Source organism: Streptomyces sp. NBC_00344 (genome assembly GCF_036088315.1).
GTDB lineage: Bacteria > Actinomycetota > Actinomycetes > Streptomycetales > Streptomycetaceae > Streptomyces.
The window spans coordinates 5,901,351-5,927,652 of record NZ_CP107996.1; the positions used below are offsets into that span (position 1 = coordinate 5,901,351).

Here is a 26,302-nt window from a genome sequence, read left to right on the forward strand (position 1 = left end):
ACCCGGGCAGGGGCCGCACCGTGGCCCGGTAGCCTTGCCGCCCGTGACCGTAACCCTGATCATCTGGATCGCCGTCGCGCTCTTCGCGGGCGGCCTGTATCTGAGCTGGACCGCCGGGCGGCTCGACCGGCTGCACGCCCGGATCGACGCCGCCAGGGCCGCGCTCGACGCCCAGCTGCTGCGCCGTGCGTCGGTCGCTCAGGAGCTGGCCACATCCGGGGTCCTCGACCCTGCCGCCTCGATCGTTCTCTACCAGGCCGCGCACGCGGCCCGGCAGGCCGAGGAGGAGCAGCGCGAGGTGACCGAGAGTGAACTCAGCCAGGCGCTGAGAGCCGTCTTCGGCGAGCCGGCGCAGGTCGAGGCGGTCCGGGCGGCACCGGGCGGTGAGGACGCCGCGAGCGAGCTGGCAGCGGCGGTCCGGCGGGTGCCGATGGCACGGAGGTTCCACAACGACGCGATCCGCGCGGCCCGTGCGCTGCGCACGCACCGCAAGGTCCGCTGGTTCCGGCTTGCCGGATACGCGCCCTTCCCGCTGGCCTTCGAGATGGACGACGAGCCGCCGGTCGCCCTTGCCGACCGGCCAGGTGCCTGAGCGAAGGCCCCGGAGACTGCCCGTACCGCGAAAACGATCCACCGGCCGGGCATTGGCCCTTGCAGTGGCCTGGTCGCGGGATGTTGCATCAGGGCTGCAACAACTGTCTTCTCCGAGCGAGGTCATCCGTGTCCAGCACGCTTCCCACCACCGACCGGTCCACCGAGACTCCGGCCACCGGCACCGCACGCGTCAAGCGCGGCATGGCCGAGCAGCTCAAGGGCGGTGTGATCATGGATGTGGTCAACGCCGAGCAGGCGAAGATCGCCGAGGACGCGGGCGCCGTCGCGGTCATGGCGCTGGAGCGGGTCCCCGCCGACATCCGCAAGGACGGCGGCGTCGCCCGGATGTCCGACCCCAACATGATCGAGGAGATCATCGAGGCGGTCTCCATCCCCGTCATGGCCAAGTCCCGCATCGGGCACTTCGTAGAGGCCCAGGTGCTTCAGTCGCTCGGTGTCGACTACATCGACGAGTCCGAGGTGCTGACCCCGGCCGACGAGGTCAACCACAGCGACAAGTTCGCCTTCACGACCCCCTTCGTCTGTGGCGCCACCAACCTCGGTGAGGCCCTGCGCCGCATCGCCGAAGGCGCGGCCATGATCCGCTCCAAGGGTGAGGCCGGCACCGGCAACGTCGTCGAGGCCGTACGTCATCTGCGCCAGATCAAGAACGAGATAGCCCGGCTGCGCGGTTACGACAACAACGAGCTGTACGCGGCGGCGAAGGACCTGCGGGCGCCGTACGAGCTGGTCAAGGAGGTCGCCGAGCTCGGAAAGCTGCCGGTGGTCCTCTTCTCCGCCGGTGGTGTCGCCACCCCTGCCGATGCCGCGCTGATGCGCCAGCTCGGCGCCGAGGGCGTCTTCGTCGGCTCGGGCATCTTCAAGTCCGGCGACCCGGCCAGGCGTGCCGCCGCCATCGTGAAGGCCACCACCTTCTTCGACGACCCGAAGATCATCGCGGACGCCTCCCGCAACCTGGGTGAGGCCATGGTCGGCATCAACTGCGACACCCTCCCCGAGAACGAGCGCTACGCGAACCGGGGCTGGTGATGAGCACTCCCGTCATCGGGGTCCTGGCACTCCAGGGCGATGTACGGGAGCACCTGATCGCCCTGGCCACGGCGGACGCCCTGGCCAGGCCGGTCCGGCGCCCCGATGAACTCGCCGAGGTCGACGGGCTCGTCATACCGGGCGGCGAGTCCACCACGATGTTCAAACTCGCCGCGCTCTTCGGCATGCTGGAGCCGCTGCGCGAGCGCATCGCCGCCGGCCTGCCGGTCTACGGCACCTGTGCCGGTCTGATCATGCTCGCCGAGAAGATCCTCGACCCGCGCTCGGGCCAGGAGACCTTCGGCGGTATCGACATGATCGTCCGCCGTAACGCCTTCGGACGTCAGAACGAGTCCTTCGAGGCCGCCGTCGGGATCGAGGAGATCGAGGGGGGTCCCGTGGAGGGCGTCTTCATCCGGGCGCCCTGGGTCGAGTCGGTCGGCGCCGAGGTCCAGGTGCTCGCCCGGCACGGCGGCCATATCGTCGCGGTCCGCCAGGGCAACGCCATCGCCACCTCGTTCCACCCGGAACTCACCGGTGACCACCGGATGCACCAGTACTTCACGGAGATGGTGCGCGACGCCCGGTGACCGGCGCCCGGTAGGATCTCTGGCGTTCGTCCAGGAAATGGTTACGCGAAGGAGACAGGCAGATGTCCGGCCACTCTAAATGGGCTACGACGAAGCACAAGAAGGCCGTGGTTGACGCCAAGCGCGGCAAGCTCTTCGCGAAGCTGATCAAGAACATCGAAGTTGCCGCCCGGACCGGCGGTGTCGACCCCGAGGGCAACCCGACGCTCGTCGACGCCATCCAGAAGGCGAAGAAGAGCTCGGTCCCCAACAAGAACATCGACTCCGCGGTCAAGCGCGGCGGCGGTCTCGAAGCGGGCGGCGTCGACTACCAGACGATCATGTACGAGGGATACGGCCCGAACGGCGTCGCGGTGCTCATCGAGTGCCTCACCGACAACCGCAACCGCGCCGCGTCCGACGTACGGGTCGCGATGACCCGCAACGGCGGCTCGATGGCGGACCCGGGTTCGGTCTCGTACCTCTTCAACCGCAAGGGTGTCGTACTGGTGCCCAAGGGTGAACTCGCCGAGGACGACGTCCTCGGCGCCGTTCTGGAGGCCGGTGCCGAAGAGGTCAACGACCTGGGCGAGTCCTACGAGGTGGTCAGCGAGGCCACCGACATGGTCGCGGTCCGCACCGCGCTCCAGGATGCCGGCATCGACTACGACTCGGCCGAGGCCAACTTCATGCCCACCATGCAGGTCGAGCTCGACGAAGAGGGCGCACGCAAGATCTTCAAGCTGATCGACGCACTCGAGGACAGCGACGACGTACAGAACGTCTTCGCCAACTTCGATGTCTCGGACGACGTCATGGAGAAGATCGACGCCTGACAGGCGCTCAGCAAGGCGGTACCGGCGGGCCGACAGGGACACACCTCTGTCGGCCCGTCCGCGTTGTCGGTGCCACCGGCTAACCTGCAACAACGCAGGAACGCATGGTCGAACGAGCGCGAAGGCGCCGGGGGCGAGGGAGGGGCACGTGCGCGTACTCGGTGTGGACCCGGGGCTGACCCGGTGCGGAGTCGGCGTGGTCGACGGCGCCGCGGGCCGCCCCCTGACGATGCTCGGAGTGGGTGTGGTGCGCACGCCGTCCGACGCCGAGCTCGGCACCCGGCTGGTCGCCGTCGAGCGCGGCATCGAGGAGTGGCTCGACCGGTACCGGCCCGAAGTCGTGGCTGTGGAAAGGGTGTTCAGCCAGCACAACGTCAGTACGGTGATGGGCACCGCACAGGCGAGCGCCGTCGCCATGCTCTGCGCCGCCCGCCGAGGTATCCCCGTGGCCCTGCACACCCCCAGTGAGGTCAAGGCAGCGGTCTCGGGCAGCGGCCGGGCCGACAAGGCCCAGGTCGGCGCCATGGTGACCCGGCTGCTGCGGCTGGACGCGCCGCCCCGGCCGGCCGACGCCGCCGACGCACTCGCACTCGCCATCTGTCACATCTGGCGGGCCCCCGCCCAGAACCGGCTGCAGCAGGCCGTCGCCGCCCATCGCACGCTGAAAGGCCGTACCGCATGATCGCCTTTGTCTCCGGTCCGGTGGCCGCCCTGGCCCCCAACACCGCTGTCGTGGAGGTCGGCGGTGTCGGCATGGCCGTCCAGTGCACCCCGAACACGCTCTCCACCCTGCGTATCGGCCGGCCCGCCAAGCTGTCCACCTCCCTGGTCGTCCGGGAGGACTCGCTCACCCTCTACGGCTTCGTGGACGACGACGAACGCCAGGTGTTCGAACTGCTCCAGACCGCGAGCGGGGTGGGACCCCGGCTCGCCCAGGCGATGCTCGCCGTGCACACCCCGGACGCCCTGCGGCTCGCGGTCTCCACCGGCGACGAGAAGGCGCTCACCGCCGTGCCCGGCATCGGGAAGAAGGGCGCCCAGAAGCTCCTGCTGGAGCTCAAGGACCGCCTCGGGGTACCGCTCGGCACCGGAGCCCACCTCGCCGCGCAGCGGTCCGCCCCGGGTCCGGCTCCGTGGAACGAGCAGCTGCACACCGCGCTGGTCGGCCTGGGCTACGCGCCCCGTGACGCCGAAGAGGCGGTCACCGCCGTCATCCCGCAGGCCGAGGCCGCGGGCGAACCCGATATCGGTGCGCTTCTCAAGGCCGCACTGCAGACCCTCAACCGCGCCCGCTGATCGGGAGACCCGCATGCTGCCTCCTCAGAACGAGTGGGACCAAACCGCTCCCGGCACCGAAGAGCGCCTGGTGGGATCCGGCGCCGATGGCGAGGACCAGGCTGTCGAAGCCGCGCTGCGCCCCAAGGACCTCGACGAGTTCATCGGCCAGGAGAAGGTCAGGCACCAGCTGGACCTGGTCCTCAGGGCGGCCAGACAGCGCGGCGCGACCGCCGACCACGTCCTGCTCTCCGGCGCACCCGGCCTGGGCAAGACCACTCTTTCGATGATCATCGCGGCCGAGATGGGTGCCCCGATCCGCATCACTTCGGGCCCCGCCATCCAGCACGCGGGAGATCTGGCCGCGATTCTGTCCTCCCTCCAGGAGGGCGAGGTCCTCTTCCTCGACGAGATCCACCGGATGTCCAGGCCCGCCGAGGAAATGCTCTACATGGCCATGGAGGACTTCCGGGTCGATGTCATCGTCGGCAAGGGGCCGGGCGCCACCGCGATCCCTCTGGAGCTGCCGCCCTTCACCCTGGTCGGCGCCACCACCAGGGCGGGTCTGCTGCCGCCCCCGCTGCGCGACCGCTTCGGCTTCACCGGGCACATGGAGTTCTACGAGCCGGCCGAGCTGGAACGGGTCGTCCACCGTTCGGCCCGGCTGCTCGATGTGGAGATCGGCAGGGAAGGAGCCGCCGAGATCGCCGGACGCTCCCGCGGTACGCCCCGTATCGCCAACCGTCTGCTGCGCCGGGTTCGTGACTACGCCCAGGTCGAGGCGGACGGCGTCGTCACCCGTGAGGTGGCGGGCGCGGCGCTCGCGGTGTACGAGGTCGACGCCAGGGGGCTCGACCGGCTGGACCGTGCCGTGCTCCGGGCCCTGCTGAAACTCTTCGGCGGCGGACCGGTGGGACTCTCCACCCTGGCGGTGGCGGTGGGGGAGGAGCGGGAGACCGTCGAGGAGGTGGCCGAGCCCTTCCTGGTGCGCGAAGGGCTCCTGGCCCGCACCCCGCGCGGCCGGGTGGCCACACCCGCCGCCTGGGCACATCTGGGACTCGTACCGCCACAGGGGGGCGCCGGAAGCGCTGGGGGAATAGGACAAGGGGGTCTCTTCGGGGCGTGACGGCGCGCAGGGATGCACGGGCAGGAACCCCGGTGCCATGCTGGGCGTTGTTCCATTGATGCGGACTCGCTTAGACTCCGCCGATGCCGCCCTTCCAAGTCGGCATGCCCCGCCCCCGAAGATCAGGCCGTGAATCAGCGCGGTCGTGCGAAGGAAGTTCCCTCCCGTGAGTCTCGTGACCCTCCTCCCCTTCATCGTGCTCATCGGGGCCATGTTCCTGATGACCCGGTCCGCCAAGCGCAAGCAGCAGGCGGCCGCATCGATGCGCAATCAGATGCAGCCCGGCGCGGGCGTCCGGACGATCGGGGGCATGTACGCCACCGTCAAGGAGATCAACGAAGACTCGGTCCTCCTCGAGATCGCCCCTGGCGTGCACGCCGTCTACGGCAAGAACGCGATCGGCGCGGTGCTCGAGGACGAGGAGTACAACCGCATCGTCCACGGCGACGGCGCTGTCGTTCCTGACGACGCCTCCTCGCTGACCGGCCCCGACGAGACGTCGGACGACGCCAAGGTCGACCTCGGCAAGCACGACGTCCCGGACCACGAGGACAGCACGGACTCCGCCAAGATCGCGGACTCCGAGGACGGCGCGGCGGCCGCCGGCCCGGCCGAGGCCAAGACCGGCGACGACCAGGCCGAGACCAAGGCCCCCAAGGCCGACGGCGAGGACGACGCGAAGTAACACCCGCGGGGACCACCGGCGCCCGACGGTGCGCCGGTGGTCCCCGAGACCGTGCACTGCGTCTGCGGAGCAGGTCCCCCACATCACTTCGTGGCCGCCCACAGCGCATACCCGGCGCAGGGCGGTAGGACAGGGAGAATCGACAAGGTGGCAGCACCGAACAAGGGCCGAAGGCAGGCGGGAGCCCAGGGCAAGCCCGGGCGTGCCCTGGCCCTGATCCTGATCGCCATGGTTGCGCTCGTCGGCGGGATGTTCTGGTCGAAGCAGGTCACGCCGCGTCTTGGCATCGACCTCGCGGGCGGTACGAGCATCACGCTCAAGGCCGAGAACCAGCCCGGCAGGCCCAACGCGATCAACAAGAAGAACATGGACACCGCGGTCAGCATCATCGACCGCCGCGTCAACGGTCTGGGCGTGACCGAGGCCGAGGTCCAGACCCAGGGCAAGGACCACATCATCGTCAACATCCCCAAGGGGACGAACGAGAAGCAGGCCAGGCAGCAGGTCGGTACCACCGCCCAGCTGTACTTCCGGCCCGTGCTCGCCCTCGCCCCAGGGACACCGACGCCGGCCAAGCCCTCCACCACACCGTCTCCCAGTCCGTCGTCGACCGCCGGCAACAAGGACAAGGCGACCTCGAAGGCCACGGCGTCGCCCAGCGCATCCACCCAGGGCCGCGCCGTGACCGACGCACTCAAGGCCGACCCGAGCCCTTCCGCTTCGGCGCCTCCCAAGTCCTCCGCCACCCCCTCGCCCGCGGACACCGCCACGGCGGCGAAGCTCCAGAAGGAATTCGCGGCGCTCAACTGCTCCACGAAGGCGGGCCGCGCCAAGGCCGGCGCCGCTTCCGCCAAGCCCACCGACCCGACTGTCGCCTGCAGTGACAAGGGCGACGAGAAGTACATCCTGGACGCGGCCGCAGTCGCCGGTACCGACGTCGACGGCGCGAAGGCGGTCATCGACCAGCAGAGCGCCCAGTGGATCGTGCAGATGGACTTCACGGGCAAGGGCTCGAAGAAGTTCCAGACGGTCACCAAGAAGCTCTCGCAGCAGCAGAGGCCGCAGAACCAGTTCGCGATCGCCCTGGACGGCGCGGTCGTCTCGGCCCCCAGCGTCAGCGAGACGCTGAGCGGCAGCGCCCAGATCTCCGGCAGCTTCAACCAGCAGTCCGCCGAGGACCTCGCCAACGTGCTGTCCTACGGTGCGCTCCCGCTCTCCTTCCACGAGGAGACGGTCACCACGGTGACCGCGGCGCTCGGTGGCGAGCAGCTCCAGGCAGGTCTGATCGCCGGTGCGATCGGCCTCGCGCTGGTCATCATCTACCTGGTGGCCTACTACCGCGGCCTGGCAGCCCTCGCCATCCTCAGCCTGATGGTCTCCGCGATCCTCACGTACGCGATCATGTCGCTGCTCGGCAAGGGCATCGGTTTCGCGCTGAACCTGCCCGCGGTGTGCGGTGCGATCGTCGCGATCGGCATCACGGCCGACTCGTTCATCGTCTACTTCGAACGCATCCGCGACGAGATCCGTGAGGGGCGCACGCTGCGGCCCGCCGTCGAGCGTGCCTGGCCGCGTGCCCGGCGCACCATCCTGGTCTCGGACTTCGTGTCCTTCCTCGCCGCGGCCGTGCTGTACATCGTGACCGTCGGCAAGGTGCAGGGATTCGCCTTCACCCTGGGGCTCACCACACTGCTCGACGTCGCCGTGGTGTTCCTGTTCACCAAGCCGGTGATGACGCTGATGGCCCGCAAGAAGTTCTTCGCGAGCGGACATCCCTGGTCCGGTCTCGACCCGAAGCGCCTGGGTGCGAAACCCCCGCTCCGGCGTACCCGCCGGTCCTCGGCCTCCGCCCCCACCGACCCGAAGGAGGCGTGACATGTCGCGACTCGGCAGCATGGGCGCCCGGCTGTACCGCGGCGAGGTCGGCTACGACTTCGTGGGAAAGCGCAAGATCTGGTACGCGATCTCGATCCTGATCACCATCACCGCCATCGTCGGCCTCTCGGTGCGCGGGCTCAACCTCGGTATCGAATTCCAGGGCGGTGCGGTCTTCACCACGTCCAAGGGCACCAACATCTCCGTGGCGGAGGCCCAGACATCGGCGGAGAAGGTCTCCGGGCACCCGGCGACCGTCCAGAAGCTCGGCTCCGACGGCGCGCTGCGCATCCAGGTCTCGGGCATCAGCACCAGCACGGCAGACAAGCTGCACGACCAGATCGCCAAGGATCTGAACGTGTCGCCGAACAAGATCGCGGCCGATGTGGTCGGCCCCAGCTGGGGCGAGTCGATCGCCAACAAGGCCTGGCAGGGCCTGGCGATCTTCATGGTCCTGGTGGTGATCTATCTGGCCATCGCCTTCGAGTGGCGGATGGCCATCGCCGCCCTGGTCGCTCTGATCCATGACCTGACCATCACCGTCGGGGTGTACGCGCTCGTCGGATTCGAGGTCACCCAGGGCACCGTGATCGGTCTGCTGACCATCCTCGGCTATTCGCTCTACGACACCGTCGTCGTCTTCGACGGTCTCAAGGAAGCGTCGAAGGACCTCACGAAGCAGACCCGCTTCACCTACAGCGAGATCGCCAACCGCAGCCTGAACGGCACGCTGGTGCGTTCGATCAACACCACCATCGTCGCCCTGCTCCCGGTCGCCGGTCTGCTCTTCATCGGCGGTGGCTTCCTCGGCGCCGGCATGCTCAACGACATCTCGCTCGCGCTGTTCGTGGGTCTCGCGGCAGGTGCGTACTCGTCGATCTTCATCGCCACCCCGCTGGTCGCGGACCTCAAGGAGCGCGAGCCCGCCATGAAGGCGCTCAAGAAGCGGGTGCTGGCCAAGCGTGCCTCCGCCGCGGCCAAGGGCGAGTCGTACGACGAATCGGCCGAGGCGGACGACGCGCGCGACGCGGCCCCCGAGGGCACCGCTGTCGCGGGCTCAGTCGCGGGTAATCGCCCGCCTGCCCCGCGGGGCAGAGGCCGTACCCAGGGCAAGCGCCGATGACCGCCGTCCAGGAGCTGCTGCTCAGCCGCATCCGGGATGTACGGGACTATCCGAAGCAGGGCGTGGTGTTCAAGGACATCACGCCGCTGCTCGCGGACCCGGAGGCCTTCACGGCGCTGACCGACGCTCTCGCGGAGCTGTGCATGCGGCACGGCGCCACCAAGATCGTCGGACTCGAGGCGCGCGGCTTCATCCTGGCGGCGCCGGTGGCCGTACGCGCCGGGATGGGCTTCATTCCGGTCCGCAAGGCGGGCAAGCTCCCCGGCGCGACGCTTTCGCAGGCGTACGACCTGGAGTACGGCAGCGCCGAGATCGAGGTGCACGCCGAGGATCTGGACACGAACGACCGGGTCATGGTCATCGACGACGTCCTCGCCACCGGAGGCACCGCCGAGGCATCGCTCCAGCTGATCCGGCGGGCCGGCGCCCGGGTGGTGGGTGTCGCCGTGCTGATGGAGCTGGGCTTCCTCAACGGGCGTGCCCGCCTGGAACCCGCGCTGGAAGGCGCTCCGCTGGAAGCGCTGATCACGCTCTGAGGCACTGACGACCACACGAGGCGGGCACCCGGAGAAACCCGGGTGCCCGCCTCGCGTCGCCGTCGGGCGGCAGGTGGCTGAGCAGCCCGGCGCGAGCGGTTCGCCCCGGCTCGTTACCATGGGCTTTCCGGACCTGACCGGGGGACCCGGACCCGCACGAGGAGTGCTCTTGCCAGACGAGGCCCAGTCCGCAGCCGCCGCGCAGCACGAAGAGCAGAACGCGAAGCCCGCGGCGGACCCAGCGACGCCCGCGAAGCCGCCTGCGGAGAAGCCGAAGCCTTCCGCGGCGCCTGTGGTGCGCCCGGACGGCAGCGCGCCTCTCTCGACGCCCAAGCCGGCACCGAGCCCCGCGCCGCAGAGCTCAGCGGCCAAGCCCGCCACCCCCGGCTCCGCCGCACGCTCGGGAAGTTCCTCCAACCGAGTGCGGGCGAGGCTCGCCCGGCTCGGTGTGCAGCGCTCATCCCCGTACAACCCGGTGCTCGAACCACTGCTGAGAGCCGTACGCGGCAACGATCCCAAGATCGAGAGTGCGACGCTGCGGCAGATCGAGCGCGCCTACCAGGTGGCGGAGCGCTGGCACCGCGGGCAGAAGCGCAAGAGCGGCGACCCGTACATCACGCACCCCCTGGCCGTCACGACGATCCTCGCCGAGCTGGGCATGGACCCGGCCACTCTGATGGCGGGTCTCCTGCACGACACCGTCGAGGACACCGAATACGGCCTGGACACCCTGCGCCGGGACTTCGGCGACCAGGTGGCCCTCCTCGTGGACGGTGTCACCAAGCTCGACCGGGTCAAGTTCGGCGAGGCCGCGCAGGCCGAGACCGTGCGCAAGATGGTCGTGGCGATGGCCAAGGATCCGCGGGTCCTGGTCATCAAGCTCGCCGACCGGCTGCACAACATGCGCACCATGCGCTACCTCAAGCGGGAGAAGCAGGAGAAGAAAGCCCGCGAGACCCTGGAGATCTACGCCCCGCTGGCCCACCGGCTCGGCATGAACACCATCAAGTGGGAGCTGGAGGACCTGGCCTTCGCCATCCTCTACCCCAAGATGTACGACGAGATCGTGCGGCTGGTCGCCGAGCGCGCCCCCAAGCGCGACGAATACCTCGCCATAGTGACCGACGAGGTCCAGGCCGATCTGCGCGCTGCCCGCATCAAGGCGACAGTCACCGGAAGGCCCAAGCACTACTACAGCGTGTACCAGAAGATGATCGTGCGGGGCAGGGACTTCGCCGAGATCTACGACCTGGTCGGGATCCGCATCCTCGTCGACACGGTGCGTGACTGCTACGCGGCGCTGGGCACCGTCCACGCGCGATGGAATCCGGTGCCGGGGCGCTTCAAGGACTACATCGCGATGCCCAAGTTCAACATGTACCAGTCGCTGCACACCACGGTGATCGGGCCGAGCGGCAAGCCCGTCGAACTGCAGATCCGTACGTTCGACATGCACCGCAGGGCCGAGTACGGCATCGCCGCGCACTGGAAGTACAAGCAGGAAGCCGTCGCGGGCGCCTCCAAAGTGCGCACCGACGTGCCCAGGAACACCGGCAAGGGCGCCGGCCAGGACACCGTCAACGACATGGCCTGGCTGCGCCAGCTGCTCGACTGGCAGAAGGAGACCGAGGACCCCAGCGAGTTCCTCGAGTCGCTTCGGTTCGACCTCTCGCGCAACGAGGTCTTCGTCTTCACGCCCAAGGGCGACGTCATCGCGCTGCCGGCGGGCGCCACCCCGGTCGACTTCGCCTACGCCGTGCACACGGAGGTCGGTGACCGGACGATAGGAGCGCGGGTCAACGGCCGGCTCGTCCCGCTGGAATCCACCCTGGACAACGGTGACCTGGTGGAGGTCTTCACCTCCAAAGCCGCGGGGGCCGGGCCCTCCCGCGACTGGCTGGGCTTCGTCAAGTCGCCGCGGGCGCGCAACAAGATCCGCGCGTGGTTCTCCAAGGAGCGCCGCGACGAGGCGATCGAGCAGGGCAAGGACTCCATCGCGCGGGCCATGCGCAAGCAGAACCTGCCCATCCAGCGCATCCTCACCGGCGACTCCCTGGTCACGCTGGCCCACGAGATGCGCTACCCGGACATCTCCTCGCTGTACGCGGCGATCGGCGAAGGCCATGTGGCCGCGCAGGGCGTCGTGCAGAAACTGGTGCAGGCGCTCGGCGGCGAAGAGGCAGCGAACGAGGACATCGCCGAGAGCACACCGCCCTCGCACGGCCGCAGCAAGCGCAGGGCCAACGCCGACCCCGGAGTGGTCGTCAAGGGCGTGGACGACGTCTGGGTGAAGCTCGCGCGGTGCTGTACGCCGGTTCCCGGCGACCCCATCATCGGGTTCGTCACCCGGGGCAGCGGCGTCTCCGTGCACCGTGCGGACTGCGTCAACGTGGACTCGCTCTCGCAGCAGCCCGAACGGATCCTCGAAGTCGAATGGGCGCCCACCCAGTCCTCGGTCTTCCTGGTCGCCATCCAGGTCGAGGCGCTCGACAGGTCACGTCTGCTCTCGGACGTCACCCGGGTTCTCTCCGACCAGCACGTCAACATCCTCTCGGCGGCCGTGCAGACCTCCCGCGACCGGGTCGCCACCTCACGCTTCACCTTCGAGATGGGGGACCCGAAGCACCTCGGGCACGTCCTGAAGGCCGTACGGGGCGTGGAGGGCGTCTACGACGTGTACCGGGTGACATCGGCCCGGCGCCCGTAGCACCCGCGCACAGAACGAAGGGCTCCCGTACCTGCCCGGTACGGGAGCCCTTCGTCGTGCCACGGAGCGGGCTGTCAGCCGCCGAACTCCTCCAGGCCCTTCAGCGCCTGGTCGAGCAGCGCCTGCCGGCCTTCGAGCTCACGCGCCAGCTTGTCCGCCCTGGCGTTGTTGCCCGACGCACGCGCCGCGTCGATCTGGGTGCGCAGTTTGTCCACGGCGTCCTGCAGCTGTCCCGTGAGCCCCGCGGCACGGGCCCGGGCCTCCGGGTTGGTGCGGCGCCACTCGGACTCCTCGGCCTCCTGCAGCGCGCGCTCCACGGTGTGCATCCGCCCCTCCACCTTCGGACGGGCGTCACGCGGTACGTGGCCGATCGCCTCCCAGCGCTCGTTGAGCGCACGGAAGGCGGCCCTCGACGCCTTGAGGTCCCTGACCGGGAGCAGCTTCTCGGCCTCGGTGGCGAGCTCCTCCTTCCGCGTGAGGTTCTCCGTCTGCTCGGCGTCACGCTCGGCGAACACGTCACCGCGCGCCGCGAAGAACACGTCCTGGGCGCCGCGGAAGCGGTTCCACAGGTCGTCCTCGGCCTCGCGCTGGGCGCGGCCCGCGGCCTTCCACTCGGTCATCAGATCGCGGTAGCGGGCCGCGGTGGCCCCCCAGTCGGTCGAGCCGGAAAGCGACTCGGCCTCCGTGACCAGCTTCTCCTTGGCCTTGCGGGCCTCCTCGCGCTGCGCGTCGAGCGAGGCGAAGTGCGCCTTGCGGCGCTTGGAGAACGCCGACCTGGCGTGCGAGAAGCGGTGCCACAGCTCGTCGTCGGACTTCCGGTCGAGCCGCGGCAGGCCCTTCCAGGTGTCCACCAGGGCCCGCAGCCGTTCTCCGGCCGAACGCCACTGGTCGCTCTTCGCCAGTTCCTCGGCCTCGACGACCAGCGCTTCCTTGGCGTGCTTCGCCTCGTCGGTCTGCTTGGCCTTCTGGACCTTGCGCTCCTCGCGCCGCGCATCGACCGTCGCGACGAGGGCGTCGAGCCGCACCCGCAGCGCGCCGAGATCGCCGACGGCGTGGTGGTCATCGATCTGCCCCCGCAGATGATCGATGGCGGTCTGGGCGTCCTTGGCCGAGAGATCGGTCGTCTTCACCCGCCGTTCCAGGAGGCCGATCTCGACGACCAGGCCCTCGTACTTGCGCTCGAAGTAGGCCAAAGCCTCCTCCGGAGAACCTGCCTGCCAAGAGCCGACGACCTTCTCGCCGTCGGCGGTACGCACGTATACGGTGCCTGTCTCGTCGACACGGCCCCACGGGTCGCTGCTCACAGCGCCTCCATCCACATGATGCCTGCGGGGACTGTGCGGCCCCCGGGCATCGTCCACAGTTTCTTCGGCCGGGCTGCATACGCCCCGCACACCGCCAACATAGGCGAACTGCGGGGCGGCTGTCCGCATCCGGCCCATCCGAATATCCCGGCTCAGGACTTGGCGACGGTGGCCTTCGTGACCGTGACGGCCTTCTTGGGGGCGCCGTCCTTGCTCCCACCGGCGACTCCGGCCTTGGCCACGTCCTTGACGGCCTTCAGGCCGGCGTCGTCCATCGTCCCGAACGGGGTGTACGTCGGAGGCAGCTTGCTGTCCTTGTAGACCAGGAAGAACTGGCTCCCGCCGGTGTGCGGCTGACCGGTGTTGGCCATCGCCACCGTGCCGGCCGGATACGTCACCGAACCGTCCGCGCCCGCCTTGCCGAGGGCGGTCAGGTTCTCGTCGGGGATCGTGTACCCGGGACCGCCCGAGCCGTCGCCCTTGGGGTCGCCGCACTGAAGTACGTAGATCCCGCTGGTCGTCAGCCGGTGGCACTTGGTGCCGTCGAAGAAGCCCTTGTCCGCGAGGTACTTGAAGGAGTTGACGGTGTGCGGGGTCTTCGCGGCATCCATCGCCAGTGCCACGGCGCCCCGGTTCGTCTTGAGGGTGAAGGTGTACTTCGCCTTCTTGTCGATCTTCATGGCGGGCTCGGGCGGCGCGGTGCTGCTCGCCGAGGGGGAAGCCGAGGGGGAAGCCCCCGCGTCCTTGCCCTCCGTGTTCTTGTCGCTCCGGAACGCACCCGCGCCATAGGCGATGGCGCCTGCCACGACCACCACGGCGACGGCCGATGCAATCACCGAATTGCGCCGGCGGGCCTTGCGCCGGGCCGTGACGCGGCGCTCCTGCTGCCGCTCGAACTTTTCCCTGGCGAGCTGGCGCCGCCGCTGATCGCTGCTGACCACCGGGTGTTCTCCCTCGTACGTGTGTCCTGGACCGGTCCGGGCTAGGCCGTACCGTATATGGGTTCGCTGTGTGATGAGGAGCGCCGGTAGGCTCTGATCCGCTGCAAACTCCCGCTGGACCGACATTTAAGGACGATCGTGCTGATTGCCGGGTTCCCCGCCGGGGCCTGGGGCACCAACTGTTATCTGGTGGCCCCCGCCGCAGGCGAGGAGTGCGTGATCATCGACCCGGGCCACCAGGCTGCCCAGGGAGTCGAGGACGCGCTCAGGAAGCATCGGCTCAAGCCCGTGGCGGTCGTTCTCACCCATGGCCATATCGACCACGTGGCATCGGTCGTTCCGGTGTGCGGAGCGCATGACGTACCGGCATGGATCCACCCCGCGGACCGCTACATGATGAGCGACCCGGAGAAGGGCATCGGCCGCTCCATCGGTATGCCGTTGATGGGCGAACTGACCGTGGGGGAGCCGGACGACGTCAAGGAGCTCGCCGACGGGGCCGAGCTGAGGCTGGCGGGACTGGAGATCGCCGTCTCGCACGCGCCGGGCCATACCAAGGGGTCGGTGACCTTCAGACTGCCCGAGGCGGAGGACATTCCGCAGATTCTCTTCTCGGGCGACCTGCTCTTCGCCGGCTCCATCGGACGCACCGACATGCCCGGTGGCGACCACTCCGAGATGCTCGAATCGCTGGCCCGTGTCTGCCTGCCGCTCGACGACTCGACCGTGGTGCTGCCCGGTCACAACGAGCAGACGACCATCGGCCGCGAGCGCGCCGGCAACCCGTTTCTGCGGGGCATGGCCGCTCCCCGACGAGGAATGTGACGACTTTCCGTGAGTACTTTCCAGGCGCCCAAGGGCACCTACGACCTGCTTCCGCCCTCCTCCGCGACCTTTCTCGCGGTGCGTGAGGCGATCGCCGCACCACTGAGGAGTTCGGGCTACGGCTACGTCGAGACGCCCGGTTTCGAGAACGTCGAGCTCTTCGCCCGTGGTGTCGGTGAGTCCACCGACATCGTGTCCAAGGAGATGTACGCCTTCGAGACCAAGGGCGGCGACCGTCTCGCGCTGCGTCCCGAGGGCACCGCTTCGGTGCTGCGCGCGGCGCTGGAGGCCAATCTGCACAAGGCCGGGAATCTGCCGGTCAAACTCTGGTACTCCGGCTCGTACTACCGCTACGAGCGCCCGCAGAAGGGCCGCTACCGCCACTTCTCGCAGGTCGGCGCGGAGGCCATCGGCGCGGAGGACCCGGCGCTGGACGCCGAGCTGATCATCCTGGCCGACCAGGCCTACCGTTCGCTCGGGTTGCGCAACTTCCGCATCCTGCTGAACTCGCTGGGGGACAAGGAGTGCCGTCCGGTCTACCGGGAAGCGCTCCAGGGTTTCCTGCGCGAGCTCGACCTGGACGAGGACACCCGGCGGCGGGCCGAGATCAACCCGCTGCGGGTGCTCGACGACAAGCGTGCCGAAGTGCAGAAGCAACTGTCCGGAGCGCCGGTGCTGCGGGACTACCTCTGCGACGCGTGCAAGGCGTACCACGAGTCGGTGCGTGAACTGATCACCGCGGCGGGTGTGGTGTTCGAGGACGACGAGAAGCTGGTGCGCGGCCTCGACTACTACACCCGCACCACCTTCGAGTTCGTGCACGACGGCCTCGGCTCGCAGTCCGCGGTCGGCGGCGGCGGACGCTACGACGGCCTCTCCGAGATGATCGGTGGTCCCGAACTGCCGTCGGTGGGCTGGGCGCTTGGTGTGGACCGTACGGTCCTGGCGCTCGAGGCGGAGGGCGTGGAGCTCGAACTTCCCTCCGCCACCAGTGTGTTCGCCGTGCCGTTGGGCGAGGAGGCGCGCCGGGTGCTGTTCGGTGTGGTCACCGGCCTGCGCAGGGCCGGGATCGCCGCCGACTTCGCCTTCGGCGGCCGGGGCCTGAAGGGCGCGATGAAGGCGGCCAACCGCTCCGGGGCCCGCTACACCGTCGTCGCGGGTGAACGTGATCTCGCCGAGGGTGTCGTGCAGCTGAAGGACATGGAGTCGGGGGAGCAGAGCGCGGTGCAGCTCGACGGCATTGTCGAAGCGGTCGCGGCACGACTGCGCTGACACCAGCAGGCGCCAGGGCCCGTACGGGGACAGCTCCGTACGGGCCTTCCGGCTACAGCAGCCCGAGCCGCATCGCGTTCGTCACCGCCGCCGTGCGGTCGTCGACCTCCAACTTGCCGAAGACCCGCAGCAGATGGGTCTTGACCGTGGACTCGCCGATGAAGAGACGACGGCCGATCTCGGCATTGGTGCATCCCTCAGCCACCAGACGCAGGACCGCGGTCTCACGCTCCGAAAGCCGCGGCCGCTCCGGCCTGCTGCGCAACTGGTCGACCAGCCGGGCGGCGACCGAGGGCGCAAGCACCGTCTCGCCCCGGGCTGCCGCCCGGACCGCGTCGGCCAGCTCGCCACGGGCGAGATCCTTGAGCAGATACCCGGCGGCCCCTGCTTCGACGGCTCGCAGGATGTCGCCGTCGGTCTCGTACGTCGTCAGAACGATCACTCGGCAGGGCAGCCCGGCCGCGGTCATTCTGCCGATCGACTCGGCTCCGCCACCGCCGGGCATCCGCAGGTCCATCAGCACGATGTCCGGGCGCAGTTCGGCCGACAGCGCCTCGGCCCGCGGCCCACTGGACGCCTCGCCGACGACTTCGAGATCCGGCTCGGCAGCCAGCATCCCGCGCAGCCCCTCCCGTACGACGGGATGGTCGTCGGCGAGCAGAATCCGGATCAACTGGGGCTCCTCAAGTTCACGGTGACGGTGGTGCCTGCCCCCGGTGCACTGCGGATCTCCGCGGTGCCGCCGACCTCGGCCGCGCGGGCCCGGAGTCCGCTGAGACCGTATCCCCGGCGCGGCGCCCGCGGGTCGAATCCGCAGCCGCAGTCGCTCACCGATACGGTGAGCGCGGTCTCGCCGTAGGCGAGGGTGACCGAGACGGGAACCGCGGAACCGGCGTGCTTGAGGGCGTTGGTCAGAGCCTCCTGGCAGGTGCGCAGGGCCACCACCTCGAGACCGGGCGGCAACTGCTGTACGGTCCCGGTCACCTCGACATCCGCCGGCGCCCCGGTCCGCTCCGCGTGGTGGCCGGCCAGCCGGCGTACCGCGTCGGGGAGCGAGCTGTCCGCCAGGTCCGCCGGTGCGCCACCGGCGACCAGGGCCCTGGCCTCGGCGAGGTTCTGGCGCGCGGTCGCGGCCATCAGTGCCAAATGGCCGCGGGCCCCCGGCACATCGTGGTCCACCTCCGCTTCCACCACCTGGATCAGCATCAGCAGACTCGTGAAGCCCTGCGCGAGGGTGTCGTGGATCTCGCGGGACATCCGCTGCCGCTCGGCGAGGGCGCCGTGAGCCGTGGAGAGCCTGGCGACCTCCTCGCGGCTGCTGTCCAGGTCCGCGATCAGCGCGGCTCGCTCCTTGCTCTGCTCGAGTACCCGGGTGATCCAGGTACCGAAGAACAGCGAGAAGACGAGCGAAGCCACCGCGAAGACGGTGTTGAAGAAGACGACCTGCCGCTCCGGATGCCAGAGCAGCGCCCAGCCGATCACCGGCGCGATGACGATCACCGAAAGCACCGCGAGGGCACGGCGCATCCGCAGCAGCATGAAGCACTGCGGGGCGAGCACGAAGGTGGCGAGACGGGTCTCGCCGACCAGCCACGAGGCGGGCAGGAAGAGCAGCACCGCCCCTGCCAGATAGATGAGCGCCCGGCGCTCGTCGTCGCCCTCGTCCATGATCACCTGGCGGCCGTACCGCAGATACCAGGGGGCCAGCAGGGCCAGGAGCACTGCCGACGCTGAACGCGTGGGCAGCGAAGGGGCCGACGTGCCGAGCACGAACACCTCGGTGACGGCCAGCAGGACCGCGAAGTACGCGTCCCACGGCAGGAACGTCCGCTCCCACACATGGGACGCCCGCGCCCCGGTCAAGCGTCGCGCCGGTTCTTCCACCGGAAAGTCAGTAGACACAGGACCAATCCTCCGGCGCACCAGGCGCCGAGCACCAGGGCGATCCTCCCGAACTCCCAGTCTCCGGCCTGTTCGAGGACGGCAGCGGAGTCCGGCAGGAACACACCGCGGAAGCCCTGGCACATCCATTTCAGCGGGAAGAAGGCGCTGATGTTGAGCAGCCAGTCGGGCACCGTACCGACCGGGATGTAGACCCCGGAGATGAACTGCAGGATCAGGAAGGGCAGCACGACCACCGAGCTCGCGCTCTTCCCCGACTTGGGGAGACTGCTGATCGCGATGCCGAGGAGGGCACAGGAGGTGAGCCCGAGAACGAAGATCCAGCCGAAGGTGAGCCAGGTCAGGGCGTCGGTCGGAAGGTCGAGACCGAAGAGGCCCGCGCCGGCGCCCAGCAGGATCGCCGTCTCGGCGAGCCCGGTGACCAGCACCATCCAGATCTTGCCGAGGAAGTACGCGGCCGGCGGCATCGGAGTGCCGCGGAGCCGGCGCAGCACCTTCTCGTCCCGCTCGATGGCGATCGAGATGCCCAGCGACTGGAAGCTGGTGGACATGATGCCCGCTGCGAGCATCCCGGCCGCGTAGAGCTGCGATGCGGTGATGCCGGCGCCCTCGACGTCGTCGCTGAAGATCGACGCGAACAGAGCGAGGAACACGACGGGGAAGGCGAAGGTGAAGATGACCTGGTCGCGCTGTCGGGCGAACTGCTTGAGTTCGAGCGCGCCCCGGCTCAGCCCGATGCTCCAGGCGCCGGGCAGCCTGCCGGACGTGGTGCGCGGTGAGGTATCGGTGGTCGTGGTGAGGGCGGTCATCGGGCGTTCTCCTGTCCGGTGAGGCGCAGATACACGTCCTCGAGCGTGGGGCGGCTGATTCTGAGGCCGGGGACCTCCCCTTCGAAGCGCTCCATGAGTGCGGCGACGGTACGGGTCGGCGTCGCTGTCCGCTCCTCGTGCCCGGCGCCGTCCGCCTCGGTCCACTCGACCGTGGCATCGGTTCCGTAGCGCTCACGCAGTGCGGCCGGCCGGCCCTCTGCGACGACCTGTCCGGCCGCGATCACCGCGAGCCGGTCGGCGAGCGCCTCGGCCTCCTCCAGGTAGTGGGTGGTGAGCACGATGGTGGTGCCCTCGGCGGCGAGCTGCCGGATCAGGTCCCAGAACTGGCGTCGCGCCGCCGGGTCGAACCCCGTCGTCGGCTCGTCGAGCAGCAGCAGTTCGGGCCCGCCTATCACTCCGAGCGCCACGTCGAGCCTGCGCCGTTGTCCGCCCGAGAGACTCTTGATACGGCTGTCGGCCTTCGCGCCGAGACCGACCAGGTCGATGACGTCGTCCGCACTCCGAGGTTTCGGGTAATAACGGGCGAAATGGCTCACCGTTTCGCGGACCGTCAACTCCGCGGGCGCCGATTCGTCCTGCCAGACAATTCCGACACGTGATCGCCACGTACGGTTCCCGGCGGCCGGATCGGTGCCGAGAACGGACACCTCGCCTGCGTCCCGGGACCGGTGGCCCTGCAGGATTTCCACCGTGGTGCTCTTGCCCGCCCCGTTGGGGCCGAGAATGCCGAAGACCTCTCCCTGCCGAATGCCCAGGTCCAGGCCGTCTACTGCGGTCACTTCGCCGTACTGCTTGCGAAGTCCGCGTACTTCCACCGCGAGTGCTGTCATGACGACGAGTCTTCCGGGGCACTGAACGGATGGGTACGGCCAGGCGTACATCCTTATGTCCATCGAACGGTGGACAGCCCCCGCGGTGCGGCACAATAGGGCCCGCCCAGCAGGTCTCAGGAGCGATGGATCGGCACTATGACGACGACGGTGATCGAGGACGTGTCCGCACAGCAGGATGGGAAAACCGGTGGTGGCCGCGGGCTCGCCTGGCTACTGGTCATCACCGGTGCCGCCGGGCTGCTCGCGGCGTGGGTCATCACCCTTGACGAGTTCAAACTGCTCAAGGACCCCGGTTTCACACCGGGCTGCAGCATCAATCCGGTGCTGTCCTGCGGCAACATCATGAAGAGTGCCCAGGCATCGGTGTTCGGATTCCCCAACCCGATGCTCGGTCTCGCCACCTACTCGGTGGTGATCTGTGTCGGGCTGAGCCTGCTGGCGGGCGGCCGTTTCGGCCGCTGGTACTGGCTCTCGTTCAACGCCGGCTGTCTCTTCGGGGTCGGGTTCGTGACCTGGCTCCAGTTCGAGTCGCTGTACTCGATCAACGCGCTCTGCCTCTGGTGCTGCCTCGCCTGGGTCGGCACCATCACGCTGTTCTGGTACGTCACCTCGCACAACATCCGTAACCGGCAGCTGCCTGCCCCGTTCTGGCTGCGGAGCTTCCTGGACGAGTTCACCTGGGTGCTCCCCGTGGTGCACATCGGCATCATCGGCATGCTGATCCTGACCCGCTGGTGGAGTTTCTGGACCGGCTGACGGTCCGGCGTCCCGGGTCCGGGACAGCGGGCGGAGCCGGCGGTGTTGTCAGTGGCGTGACATAGGGTTTTGTGCGTGGAACCCGATCTGTTCACCGCCGCAGCCGAAGAGCGCCAGGAGAAGGACCCGTCCAGCAGCCCCCTTGCCGTACGGATGCGTCCGCGCACCCTCGACGAGGTGGTCGGTCAGCAGCATCTGCTGAAACAGGGCTCGCCGCTGCGCAGGCTGGTCGGTGAGGCCGGGGGTGGTCCCGCGGGGCCGTCGTCGGTGCTGCTCTGGGGGCCGCCCGGCATCGGCAAGACGACGCTCGCCTACGTCGTGAGCCAGGCGACGCAGAAGCGTTTCGTCGAGCTCTCGGCCATCACGGCGGGGGTCAAGGAGGTGCGGGCCGTCATCGACGGTGCCCGTCGCGCCTCGGGCGGATACGGCAAGGAGACGGTCCTTTTCCTGGACGAGATCCACCGATTCAGCAAGGCGCAGCAGGATTCGCTGCTGCCCGCGGTGGAGAACCGCTGGGTCACCCTCATCGCCGCGACCACCGAGAACCCGTACTTCTCGATCATCTCCCCGCTGCTCTCGCGCTCCTTGCTGCTCACCCTGGAATCGCTCACCGACGACGATCTCCGGGCGCTGCTGCGCCGGGCGCTGACCGAGGAGCGCGGCCTCGGCGGCGCGGTCACCCTGCAACAGGATGCCGAGGCGCATCTGCTGCGGATCTCCGGCGGTGACGCGCGCCGCGCGCTCACCGCGCTCGAAGCCGCGGCCGGGGCCGCGATGGCCAAGTCCGAGCCGGAGATCAGCCTGGAGACCGTGGAGGAGACCGTCGACCGCGCGGCGGTGACGTACGACCGGGACGGCGATCAGCACTACGACGTGGCCAGCGCCCTGATCAAGTCGATCCGTGGCTCGGACGTGGATGCCGCACTCCACTATCTGGCTCGCATGATCGAGGCGGGGGAGGATCCGAGGTTCATCGCCCGCCGGCTGATGATCTCGGCGAGCGAGGACATCGGGCTGGCCGACCCGGCCGCTCTTCCCACCGCCGTCGCCGCCGCCCAGGCGGTGGCACTGATCGGCTTCCCCGAGGCCGCGCTCACCCTGAGCCACGCCACCATCGCGCTGGCCCTCGCACCCAAGTCGAACACCGCCACCATGGCGATCTCCGCCGCCCGGGCGGATGTGCGCGACGGACTGGTGGGCCCGGTCCCCGCGCATCTGCGCGACGGCCATTACAAGGGCGCGGCCAAGCTCGGTCACGCCCAGGGCTACGTCTATCCGCACGATGTTCCGGGCGCGATCGCCGCCCAGCAGTACGCGCCGGACGCCGTGCACGGCAAGCGTTACTACGAGCCCACGAGGTACGGCGCCGAGGCGCGCTACGCGGATGTCGTGGAGAAGGTGCGCGAGCGGCTGGCGGGCGAGGGCGCCGAAGGGCGCCGGTGACCGCCGCGGTCAGCGGCCCTCGCCCAAGGAGCCGAAGAGGCTGTGCATGGCCCGGCGCAGTCCGGTCACATCGCGCACGGGCTCCGTGAAGTCGAAGCGCACGTCGAAGCTCCCGTCCCCGGTGAACCGCACCCGGAGGCCGAACCTGTCGAGTGCCACCGGTACCGCCGACCGCACGTGCGAGGCCCGCGCACCGAGCAGCCCGCGCAGCTCACACAGCTGCTCGCCGTGTGCGGCGTGCAGGTGCTGAAGCAGCTCGGCCTCGTGCCGGGAGAGCGGATCGGCGCAGGCCCCGGCGAGATCCTCAGGGTCCACGGCGGCCGGACCCCACAGATCGTCGACATGGATGTCGCCGGCCTCGAGCCGGAGCATCATCAGGCCCGCCGCCGCCCTGCCCGGGACGGTCGTGAGCCATCCCGACACCCAGGCCCGGCCCCGGATACGGTTCGGCATGGCGACCGGCGCGACATCCGTGATTTCCAGCACCGCCGCGAGTTCATCGCCCTGGGCGTGTGTGGCGGCCCGTACCACCGCTGAATCGGCCGGAAACAGCAGATACAGTTCGCCGTCCTGGCCCAGTGTCCGGCTGCGCGGCATCAGCTGATCGGTCCGGGCGCCTTCCACCCCGGTCACGAGCAGTACGGCCGAGCAGGTACTCTGTACGAGAGTTCGTGTGCGCTCGGCTGCTGACGGCATCCGGGCGGTTTCAAGTCCGCTGGGACGCGGCTGACCACGATCTGATCGGACCTCCGTCGTGTCGACGCCTTGGGCGTCGGCCTTCTTCGTGCTGTCCGTGATGTGACTGGTGTTCCCCGGACGCGACATGCGATCTCCTTGAGTAAGGTGAGCCTAACCTAACCCAACCATGGAGGTTTGGAGAACGTGCCTAACCAGTCGCGTCCCAAGGTCAAGAAGTCTCGCGCGCTCGGTATCGCGCTGACGCCGAAGGCTGTCAAGTACTTCGAGGCCCGTCCGTACCCGCCGGGCGAGCACGGCCGTGGCCGCAAGCAGAACTCGGACTACAAGGTCCGTCTGCTCGAGAAGCAGCGTCTGCGCGCCCAGTACGACATCAGCGAGCGCCAGATGGCGCGTGCCTACGACCGCGCCAAGAAGGCCGAAGGCAAGACGGGCGAGGCGCTGGTCGTCGAGCTCGAGCGCCGCCTCGACGCGCTGGTCCTGCGTTCGGGCATCGCCCGCACCATCTACCAGGCCCGCCAGATGGTCGTCCACGGCCACATCCAGGTCAACGGTGGCAAGGTCGACAAGCCGTCGTTCCGTGTCCGCCCCGACGACGTCGTGTCGGTCCGTGACCGCAGCCGCGACAAGGTCCCCTTCCAGGTCGCCCGTGAGGGTGGCTACGACACCGAGGGTGAGACCCCGCGCTACCTCCAGGTGAACCTGAAGGCCCTGGCCTTCCGCCTGGACCGTGACCCGAACCGCAAGGAAATCCCGGTCATCTGTGACGAGCAGCTGGTCGTCGAGTACTACGCCCGCTGATCCGGTCGTACCTCGCGCTTGAGCGTTTTGGCCCGTCGTCCCCCCGCCCCTTCCGGAGCGGGGGACGGCGGGTCTTCGCGTACCGGTCCGCGCAGCGCCCTGGCGACGGCCGCGTCGGGTGTCATCCGTGAACCCTCGGCGACGGCTGCCTCGTAGGACCTCGCGCCCAGTTGCTCACGAGCCTGCTTCTCGCAGCTGAGGTGCGGCGCGTTGTAGTACTTCGAACCGAAGAGCGGCAGCCCGACGGAGCCCCAGATCTCTCCGGCCGCGCCCTGCAACAGCGCCGCCTCGGCCGGCTCGCCGCCCTCCAGGGTGAGCAGCGCGATGAGTTCGAGCGCCAGCACCGTACCGAGCAGGTCGTGGAACGTGTGGCTGATCGTGACGCATTCGGCGAGCAGTTCCCTGGCCCGGCCCCTGTGCCCCTCGGCCCAGGACTGGAAGGCCAGCACATACAGCGCGTAGGACTGTGCCCAGCGCTCACCGTGGTCCTCGCAGACCGCCACGACCTCGTGGCAGATCGCTGCCGCCTCCTCGAGACCGCCCCTGAAGCCCACCGCCATCGCCAGCTCGATCTGTCCCATCAGCACATTGCTGTTGAGTTCACCGATCTCCCGGTACCTGCCGACCGCCGAGCGCAGCAGTTCCTCCGCTCGCGCCATGTCGTCGGTGACCAGCGCGAGACAGCCCGTCCGGTGCACCGCATAGGCGGCGGCGGTCGCGTTACCGGTGCGCTCCGCGGATTCACGGCACTCCTGCAGGGCGGCGACCGCGGCGATCGGGTCGCCCTGGAGCACCGCCACATAGCCCAGCACCCACAACGCCTTGAGCCGCGACGTACCGCTCCCGGCCTCCGCTTCCAGCACCTGGGTCAGCCAGTGCCGCCCCTCGGCCAGCCGCCCGCAGCCGGCCCAGTAGAACCAGAGCGTCCCCGCCAGATACTGCGCCAGATGCACGTCGTCGGGCTGGTCGAGGCAGAACTCCATCGCGCCGCGCAGATTGGGCAGCTCACACTCGACACGGGCCGCGACCGAGGCCTGACGGGGGCTGAACCAGTCGAGCTCGCACCAGGTCGCGAGCCCGAGGAACCAGTCGCGGTGCCGGCGCCGCAGCCGCTCCGCGTCACCCGTCGCGTCGAGCCAGTCGGAGCCGTACTCCCTGACGGTGTCCAGCATCCGGTACCGGATGCCGGCCGCCGTCTCCTCGCGGATCACGACGGACTGCGCCAGCAGCTCCTCCAGCTCGTCCAGGACGCGGCGGGAGGGCAGATCGGATCCGGAGCAGACGTACTCCGCGGCCTCCAGGTCGAACTGTCCGGCGAAGACCGAGAGCCGTGCCCACAGGAGCCGTTGCCGCGCGGTGCACAGCTCATGGCTCCAGCCGATGGCGGTGCGCAGGGTCCGGTGGCGCGGCAGCGCGCTGCGGCTGCCGCCGGTGAGCAGCCGGAACCGGTCATCGAGTCTGGCCAGCAACTGTTCGACGGAGAGCGCCCGCATCCGGCCGGCGGCGAGCTCCAGAGCGAGCGGGATCCCGTCCAGCCGCCGGCACAGCTCCTGCACCTTCGCGCCTGCGTCGGCTCCGGCCCCGCCGTCGTCCTCGGCGAGCCGGAATCCGGGCCGGCCGGCCGCGACCCGGTCGGCGAACAGCCGGACCGCGTCCATGTCACGCATCGGGGCCAGCGCCAGTTCCGTCTCGCCGTCGATCCGCAGGGGCCGGCGGCCCACGGCGAGCACCTGCAGCCGCGGCGCCCGGCGGAGCAGTTCGAGCAGCATGTCCGCGCAGGCGTCGACCAGGAACTCGAAGCCGTCGATCACCAGGAGCGCCCGGCGCCCGGCGAGGTGTTCCGTCAGCACTTCGCGCGGCGGTCTGCTGGTGTGATCGGTCAGTTCGAGTGCGGCGACGACCGCGTGCTCCAGCAGCGCCGGATCGCGCAGGGAGGAGAGCTCGGCCAGCCAGACACCGTCGCCGTACCGTTCCTTCAGCCCTCTCGCGGCATGGGTCGCGAAGCGGCTCTTGCCCACCCCGCCGACGCCGGTCACGGTGACCAGACGTGACGCGTCCAGAAGCCCCTCCAGCACGGTGAGCTCGGCGGAGCGCCCCACGAAGCGGTTGAGCTCCGCAGGGAGATTGCCCGGGCCATTGCCGCCAGGGCCGGTACCGCGGTGACCGGACGAGTCGCTTCGCATGGAACACGGAGAGTACTGGGAGGTAAGCAGTACGTACAATTCGATCCCTGAAGTGATCCCCCACGCGACCGTAATCCGGTACGGGGGCCGTGTTCTGGCGCGATAGGCTCGGACAACCAAAATCCGACGTGACTTCCGAC

Annotated in this window: 25 protein-coding genes; 17 read left to right on the plus strand and 8 right to left on the minus strand. The window is 69.2% G+C overall.

Features of this window, described 5'->3' with window-relative positions:
- Nucleotides 1–43 precede the first annotated feature (43 nt).
- The 12 genes from OHS16_RS26755 (at nt 44) to OHS16_RS26810 (ending at nt 12,376) form a co-directional block, all read left to right on the plus strand.
- Nucleotides 44–592: a hypothetical protein gene (locus OHS16_RS26755; RefSeq protein WP_328539802.1), complete on the plus strand. Its 549-nt coding sequence runs from the start codon at nt 44–46 to the stop codon at nt 590–592.
- A gap of 80 nt (nt 593–672) precedes the next feature.
- The gene (gene pdxS / locus OHS16_RS26760; RefSeq protein ID WP_328539803.1) at nt 673–1,644 is read left to right on the plus strand and encodes a pyridoxal 5'-phosphate synthase lyase subunit PdxS; all 972 of its coding nucleotides are present in this window, start codon (nt 673–675) and stop codon (nt 1,642–1,644) included.
- Nucleotides 1,641–2,234, plus strand: a complete 594-nt coding sequence (gene pdxT, locus OHS16_RS26765) for a pyridoxal 5'-phosphate synthase glutaminase subunit PdxT (protein WP_328539804.1) — start codon at nt 1,641–1,643, stop codon at nt 2,232–2,234. Before pdxS ends, pdxT begins: the two co-directional genes overlap by 4 nt.
- Before the next feature lie 62 nt (nt 2,235–2,296).
- Nucleotides 2,297–3,049 carry a YebC/PmpR family DNA-binding transcriptional regulator gene (locus tag OHS16_RS26770; protein ID WP_328539805.1) on the plus strand — a complete coding sequence of 251 codons (753 nt, stop codon included), beginning with the start codon at nt 2,297–2,299 and terminating at the stop codon, nt 3,047–3,049.
- A 148-nt stretch (nt 3,050–3,197) separates the two neighbouring features.
- Nucleotides 3,198–3,731 (plus strand): crossover junction endodeoxyribonuclease RuvC, encoded by a 534-nt coding sequence (gene ruvC, locus OHS16_RS26775; protein ID WP_328539806.1) that lies wholly within the window; start codon nt 3,198–3,200, stop codon nt 3,729–3,731.
- Nucleotides 3,728–4,345: a Holliday junction branch migration protein RuvA gene (ruvA, locus tag OHS16_RS26780; RefSeq protein ID WP_328539807.1), complete on the plus strand. Its 618-nt coding sequence runs from the start codon at nt 3,728–3,730 to the stop codon at nt 4,343–4,345. Before ruvC ends, ruvA begins: the two co-directional genes overlap by 4 nt.
- A gap of 13 nt (nt 4,346–4,358) precedes the next feature.
- Nucleotides 4,359–5,450 (plus strand): Holliday junction branch migration DNA helicase RuvB, encoded by a 1,092-nt coding sequence (gene ruvB / locus OHS16_RS26785; protein WP_328539808.1) that lies wholly within the window; start codon nt 4,359–4,361, stop codon nt 5,448–5,450.
- Nucleotides 5,451–5,616: 166 nt separating this feature from the next.
- Complete coding sequence (gene yajC, locus OHS16_RS26790; protein WP_328539809.1) at nt 5,617–6,135, plus strand: preprotein translocase subunit YajC; 519 nt, start codon at nt 5,617–5,619, stop codon at nt 6,133–6,135.
- 147 nt (nt 6,136–6,282) lie between these two features.
- Nucleotides 6,283–8,010, plus strand: a complete 1,728-nt coding sequence (secD, locus tag OHS16_RS26795; protein WP_328539810.1) for a protein translocase subunit SecD — start codon at nt 6,283–6,285, stop codon at nt 8,008–8,010.
- Nucleotide 8,011: 1 nt separating this feature from the next.
- Nucleotides 8,012–9,133, plus strand: a complete 1,122-nt coding sequence (gene secF / locus OHS16_RS26800) for a protein translocase subunit SecF (RefSeq protein WP_328539811.1) — start codon at nt 8,012–8,014, stop codon at nt 9,131–9,133.
- A complete protein-coding gene (locus OHS16_RS26805) occupies nt 9,130–9,669 on the plus strand; it encodes an adenine phosphoribosyltransferase (RefSeq protein ID WP_328539812.1) in 540 nt (179 codons plus the stop codon). The genes secF and OHS16_RS26805 overlap by 4 nt, the downstream gene beginning before the upstream one ends.
- A gap of 169 nt (nt 9,670–9,838) precedes the next feature.
- A complete protein-coding gene (locus OHS16_RS26810; protein WP_328539813.1) occupies nt 9,839–12,376 on the plus strand; it encodes a RelA/SpoT family protein in 2,538 nt (845 codons plus the stop codon).
- Nucleotides 12,377–12,450: 74 nt separating this feature from the next.
- Here the strand turns inward: OHS16_RS26810 and OHS16_RS26815 are convergent, their stop codons facing one another.
- Nucleotides 12,451–13,680 carry a DUF349 domain-containing protein gene (locus OHS16_RS26815; RefSeq protein WP_328539814.1) on the minus strand — a complete coding sequence of 410 codons (1,230 nt, stop codon included), beginning with the start codon at nt 13,678–13,680 and terminating at the stop codon, nt 12,451–12,453.
- A 152-nt stretch (nt 13,681–13,832) separates the two neighbouring features.
- A complete protein-coding gene (locus OHS16_RS26820) occupies nt 13,833–14,621 on the minus strand; it encodes a peptidylprolyl isomerase (RefSeq protein ID WP_328539815.1) in 789 nt (262 codons plus the stop codon).
- 138 nt (nt 14,622–14,759) lie between these two features.
- On the opposite strand from OHS16_RS26820, the gene OHS16_RS26825 reads away from it, so the two are divergent.
- Both OHS16_RS26825 and hisS read left to right on the plus strand, forming a co-directional pair.
- The gene (locus tag OHS16_RS26825) at nt 14,760–15,446 is read left to right on the plus strand and encodes an MBL fold metallo-hydrolase (RefSeq protein ID WP_328539816.1); all 687 of its coding nucleotides are present in this window, start codon (nt 14,760–14,762) and stop codon (nt 15,444–15,446) included.
- Nucleotides 15,447–15,455: 9 nt separating this feature from the next.
- A complete protein-coding gene (hisS, locus tag OHS16_RS26830) occupies nt 15,456–16,718 on the plus strand; it encodes a histidine--tRNA ligase (protein WP_328539817.1) in 1,263 nt (420 codons plus the stop codon).
- A 52-nt stretch (nt 16,719–16,770) separates the two neighbouring features.
- On the opposite strand, the gene OHS16_RS26835 is transcribed toward hisS, so the two are convergent.
- The 4 genes from OHS16_RS26835 to OHS16_RS26850 are packed head-to-tail and all read right to left on the minus strand — an operon-like array spanning nt 16,771 to nt 20,280.
- Nucleotides 16,771–17,391 carry a response regulator transcription factor gene (locus OHS16_RS26835; protein WP_328539818.1) on the minus strand — a complete coding sequence of 207 codons (621 nt, stop codon included), beginning with the start codon at nt 17,389–17,391 and terminating at the stop codon, nt 16,771–16,773.
- On the minus strand, nt 17,388–18,620 hold the full coding sequence (locus OHS16_RS26840; RefSeq protein WP_328539819.1) for a sensor histidine kinase: 1,233 nt from the start codon (nt 18,618–18,620) through the stop codon (nt 17,388–17,390). The genes OHS16_RS26835 and OHS16_RS26840 overlap by 4 nt, the downstream gene beginning before the upstream one ends.
- Nucleotides 18,578–19,429, minus strand: a complete 852-nt coding sequence (locus OHS16_RS26845; protein WP_328539820.1) for an ABC transporter permease — start codon at nt 19,427–19,429, stop codon at nt 18,578–18,580. Before OHS16_RS26845 ends, OHS16_RS26840 begins: the two co-directional genes overlap by 43 nt.
- On the minus strand, nt 19,426–20,280 hold the full coding sequence (locus OHS16_RS26850; RefSeq protein ID WP_328539821.1) for an ABC transporter ATP-binding protein: 855 nt from the start codon (nt 20,278–20,280) through the stop codon (nt 19,426–19,428). The genes OHS16_RS26845 and OHS16_RS26850 overlap by 4 nt, the downstream gene beginning before the upstream one ends.
- 138 nt (nt 20,281–20,418) lie before the next feature.
- On the opposite strand from OHS16_RS26850, the gene OHS16_RS26855 reads away from it, so the two are divergent.
- Nucleotides 20,419–21,039: a vitamin K epoxide reductase family protein gene (locus OHS16_RS26855; protein WP_328539822.1), complete on the plus strand. Its 621-nt coding sequence runs from the start codon at nt 20,419–20,421 to the stop codon at nt 21,037–21,039.
- 75 nt (nt 21,040–21,114) lie between these two features.
- The gene (locus OHS16_RS26860; protein ID WP_328539823.1) at nt 21,115–22,482 is read left to right on the plus strand and encodes a replication-associated recombination protein A; all 1,368 of its coding nucleotides are present in this window, start codon (nt 21,115–21,117) and stop codon (nt 22,480–22,482) included.
- A 9-nt stretch (nt 22,483–22,491) separates the two neighbouring features.
- Here the strand turns inward: OHS16_RS26860 and OHS16_RS26865 are convergent, their stop codons facing one another.
- Entirely contained in the window at nt 22,492–23,178 is a 687-nt protein-coding gene (locus tag OHS16_RS26865; RefSeq protein ID WP_328540998.1) for a DUF2470 domain-containing protein, read from the minus strand.
- 186 nt (nt 23,179–23,364) lie between these two features.
- On the opposite strand from OHS16_RS26865, the gene rpsD reads away from it, so the two are divergent.
- Entirely contained in the window at nt 23,365–23,979 is a 615-nt protein-coding gene (gene rpsD / locus OHS16_RS26870; RefSeq protein WP_328540999.1) for a 30S ribosomal protein S4, read from the plus strand.
- Here rpsD and OHS16_RS26875 read toward each other — a convergent pair.
- On the minus strand, nt 23,967–26,162 hold the full coding sequence (locus OHS16_RS26875) for an ATP-binding protein (protein ID WP_328539824.1): 2,196 nt from the start codon (nt 26,160–26,162) through the stop codon (nt 23,967–23,969). The two genes, rpsD and OHS16_RS26875, sit on opposite strands and share 13 nt — an antisense overlap.
- Nucleotides 26,163–26,302: the final 140 nt, after the last annotated feature.

What these genes read in the sequence shown, in the direction of transcription:
- pdxS (WP_328539803.1), top strand. Translation starts at nt 673, where the DNA reads ATGTTGCATCAGGGCTGCAACAACTGTCTTCTCCGAGCGAGGTCATCC.
- OHS16_RS26770 (WP_328539805.1), top strand. Translation starts at nt 2,297, where the DNA reads ATGTCCGGCCACTCTAAATGGGCTACGACGAAGCACAAGAAGGCCGTG.
- ruvA (WP_328539807.1), top strand. Translation starts at nt 3,728, where the DNA reads ATGATCGCCTTTGTCTCCGGTCCGGTGGCCGCCCTGGCCCCCAACACC.
- ruvB (WP_328539808.1), top strand. Translation starts at nt 4,359, where the DNA reads ATGCTGCCTCCTCAGAACGAGTGGGACCAAACCGCTCCCGGCACCGAA.
- secF (WP_328539811.1), top strand. Translation starts at nt 8,012, where the DNA reads ATGTCGCGACTCGGCAGCATGGGCGCCCGGCTGTACCGCGGCGAGGTC.
- OHS16_RS26805 (WP_328539812.1), top strand. Translation starts at nt 9,130, where the DNA reads ATGACCGCCGTCCAGGAGCTGCTGCTCAGCCGCATCCGGGATGTACGG.
- OHS16_RS26845 (WP_328539820.1), bottom strand. Translation starts at nt 19,429, where the DNA reads ATGACCGCCCTCACCACGACCACCGATACCTCACCGCGCACCACGTCC.
- OHS16_RS26850 (WP_328539821.1), bottom strand. Translation starts at nt 20,280, where the DNA reads ATGACAGCACTCGCGGTGGAAGTACGCGGACTTCGCAAGCAGTACGGC.
- OHS16_RS26855 (WP_328539822.1), top strand. Translation starts at nt 20,419, where the DNA reads ATGACGACGACGGTGATCGAGGACGTGTCCGCACAGCAGGATGGGAAA.
- OHS16_RS26865 (WP_328540998.1), bottom strand. Translation starts at nt 23,178, where the DNA reads ATGCCGTCAGCAGCCGAGCGCACACGAACTCTCGTACAGAGTACCTGC.
- OHS16_RS26875 (WP_328539824.1), bottom strand. Translation starts at nt 26,162, where the DNA reads ATGCGAAGCGACTCGTCCGGTCACCGCGGTACCGGCCCTGGCGGCAAT.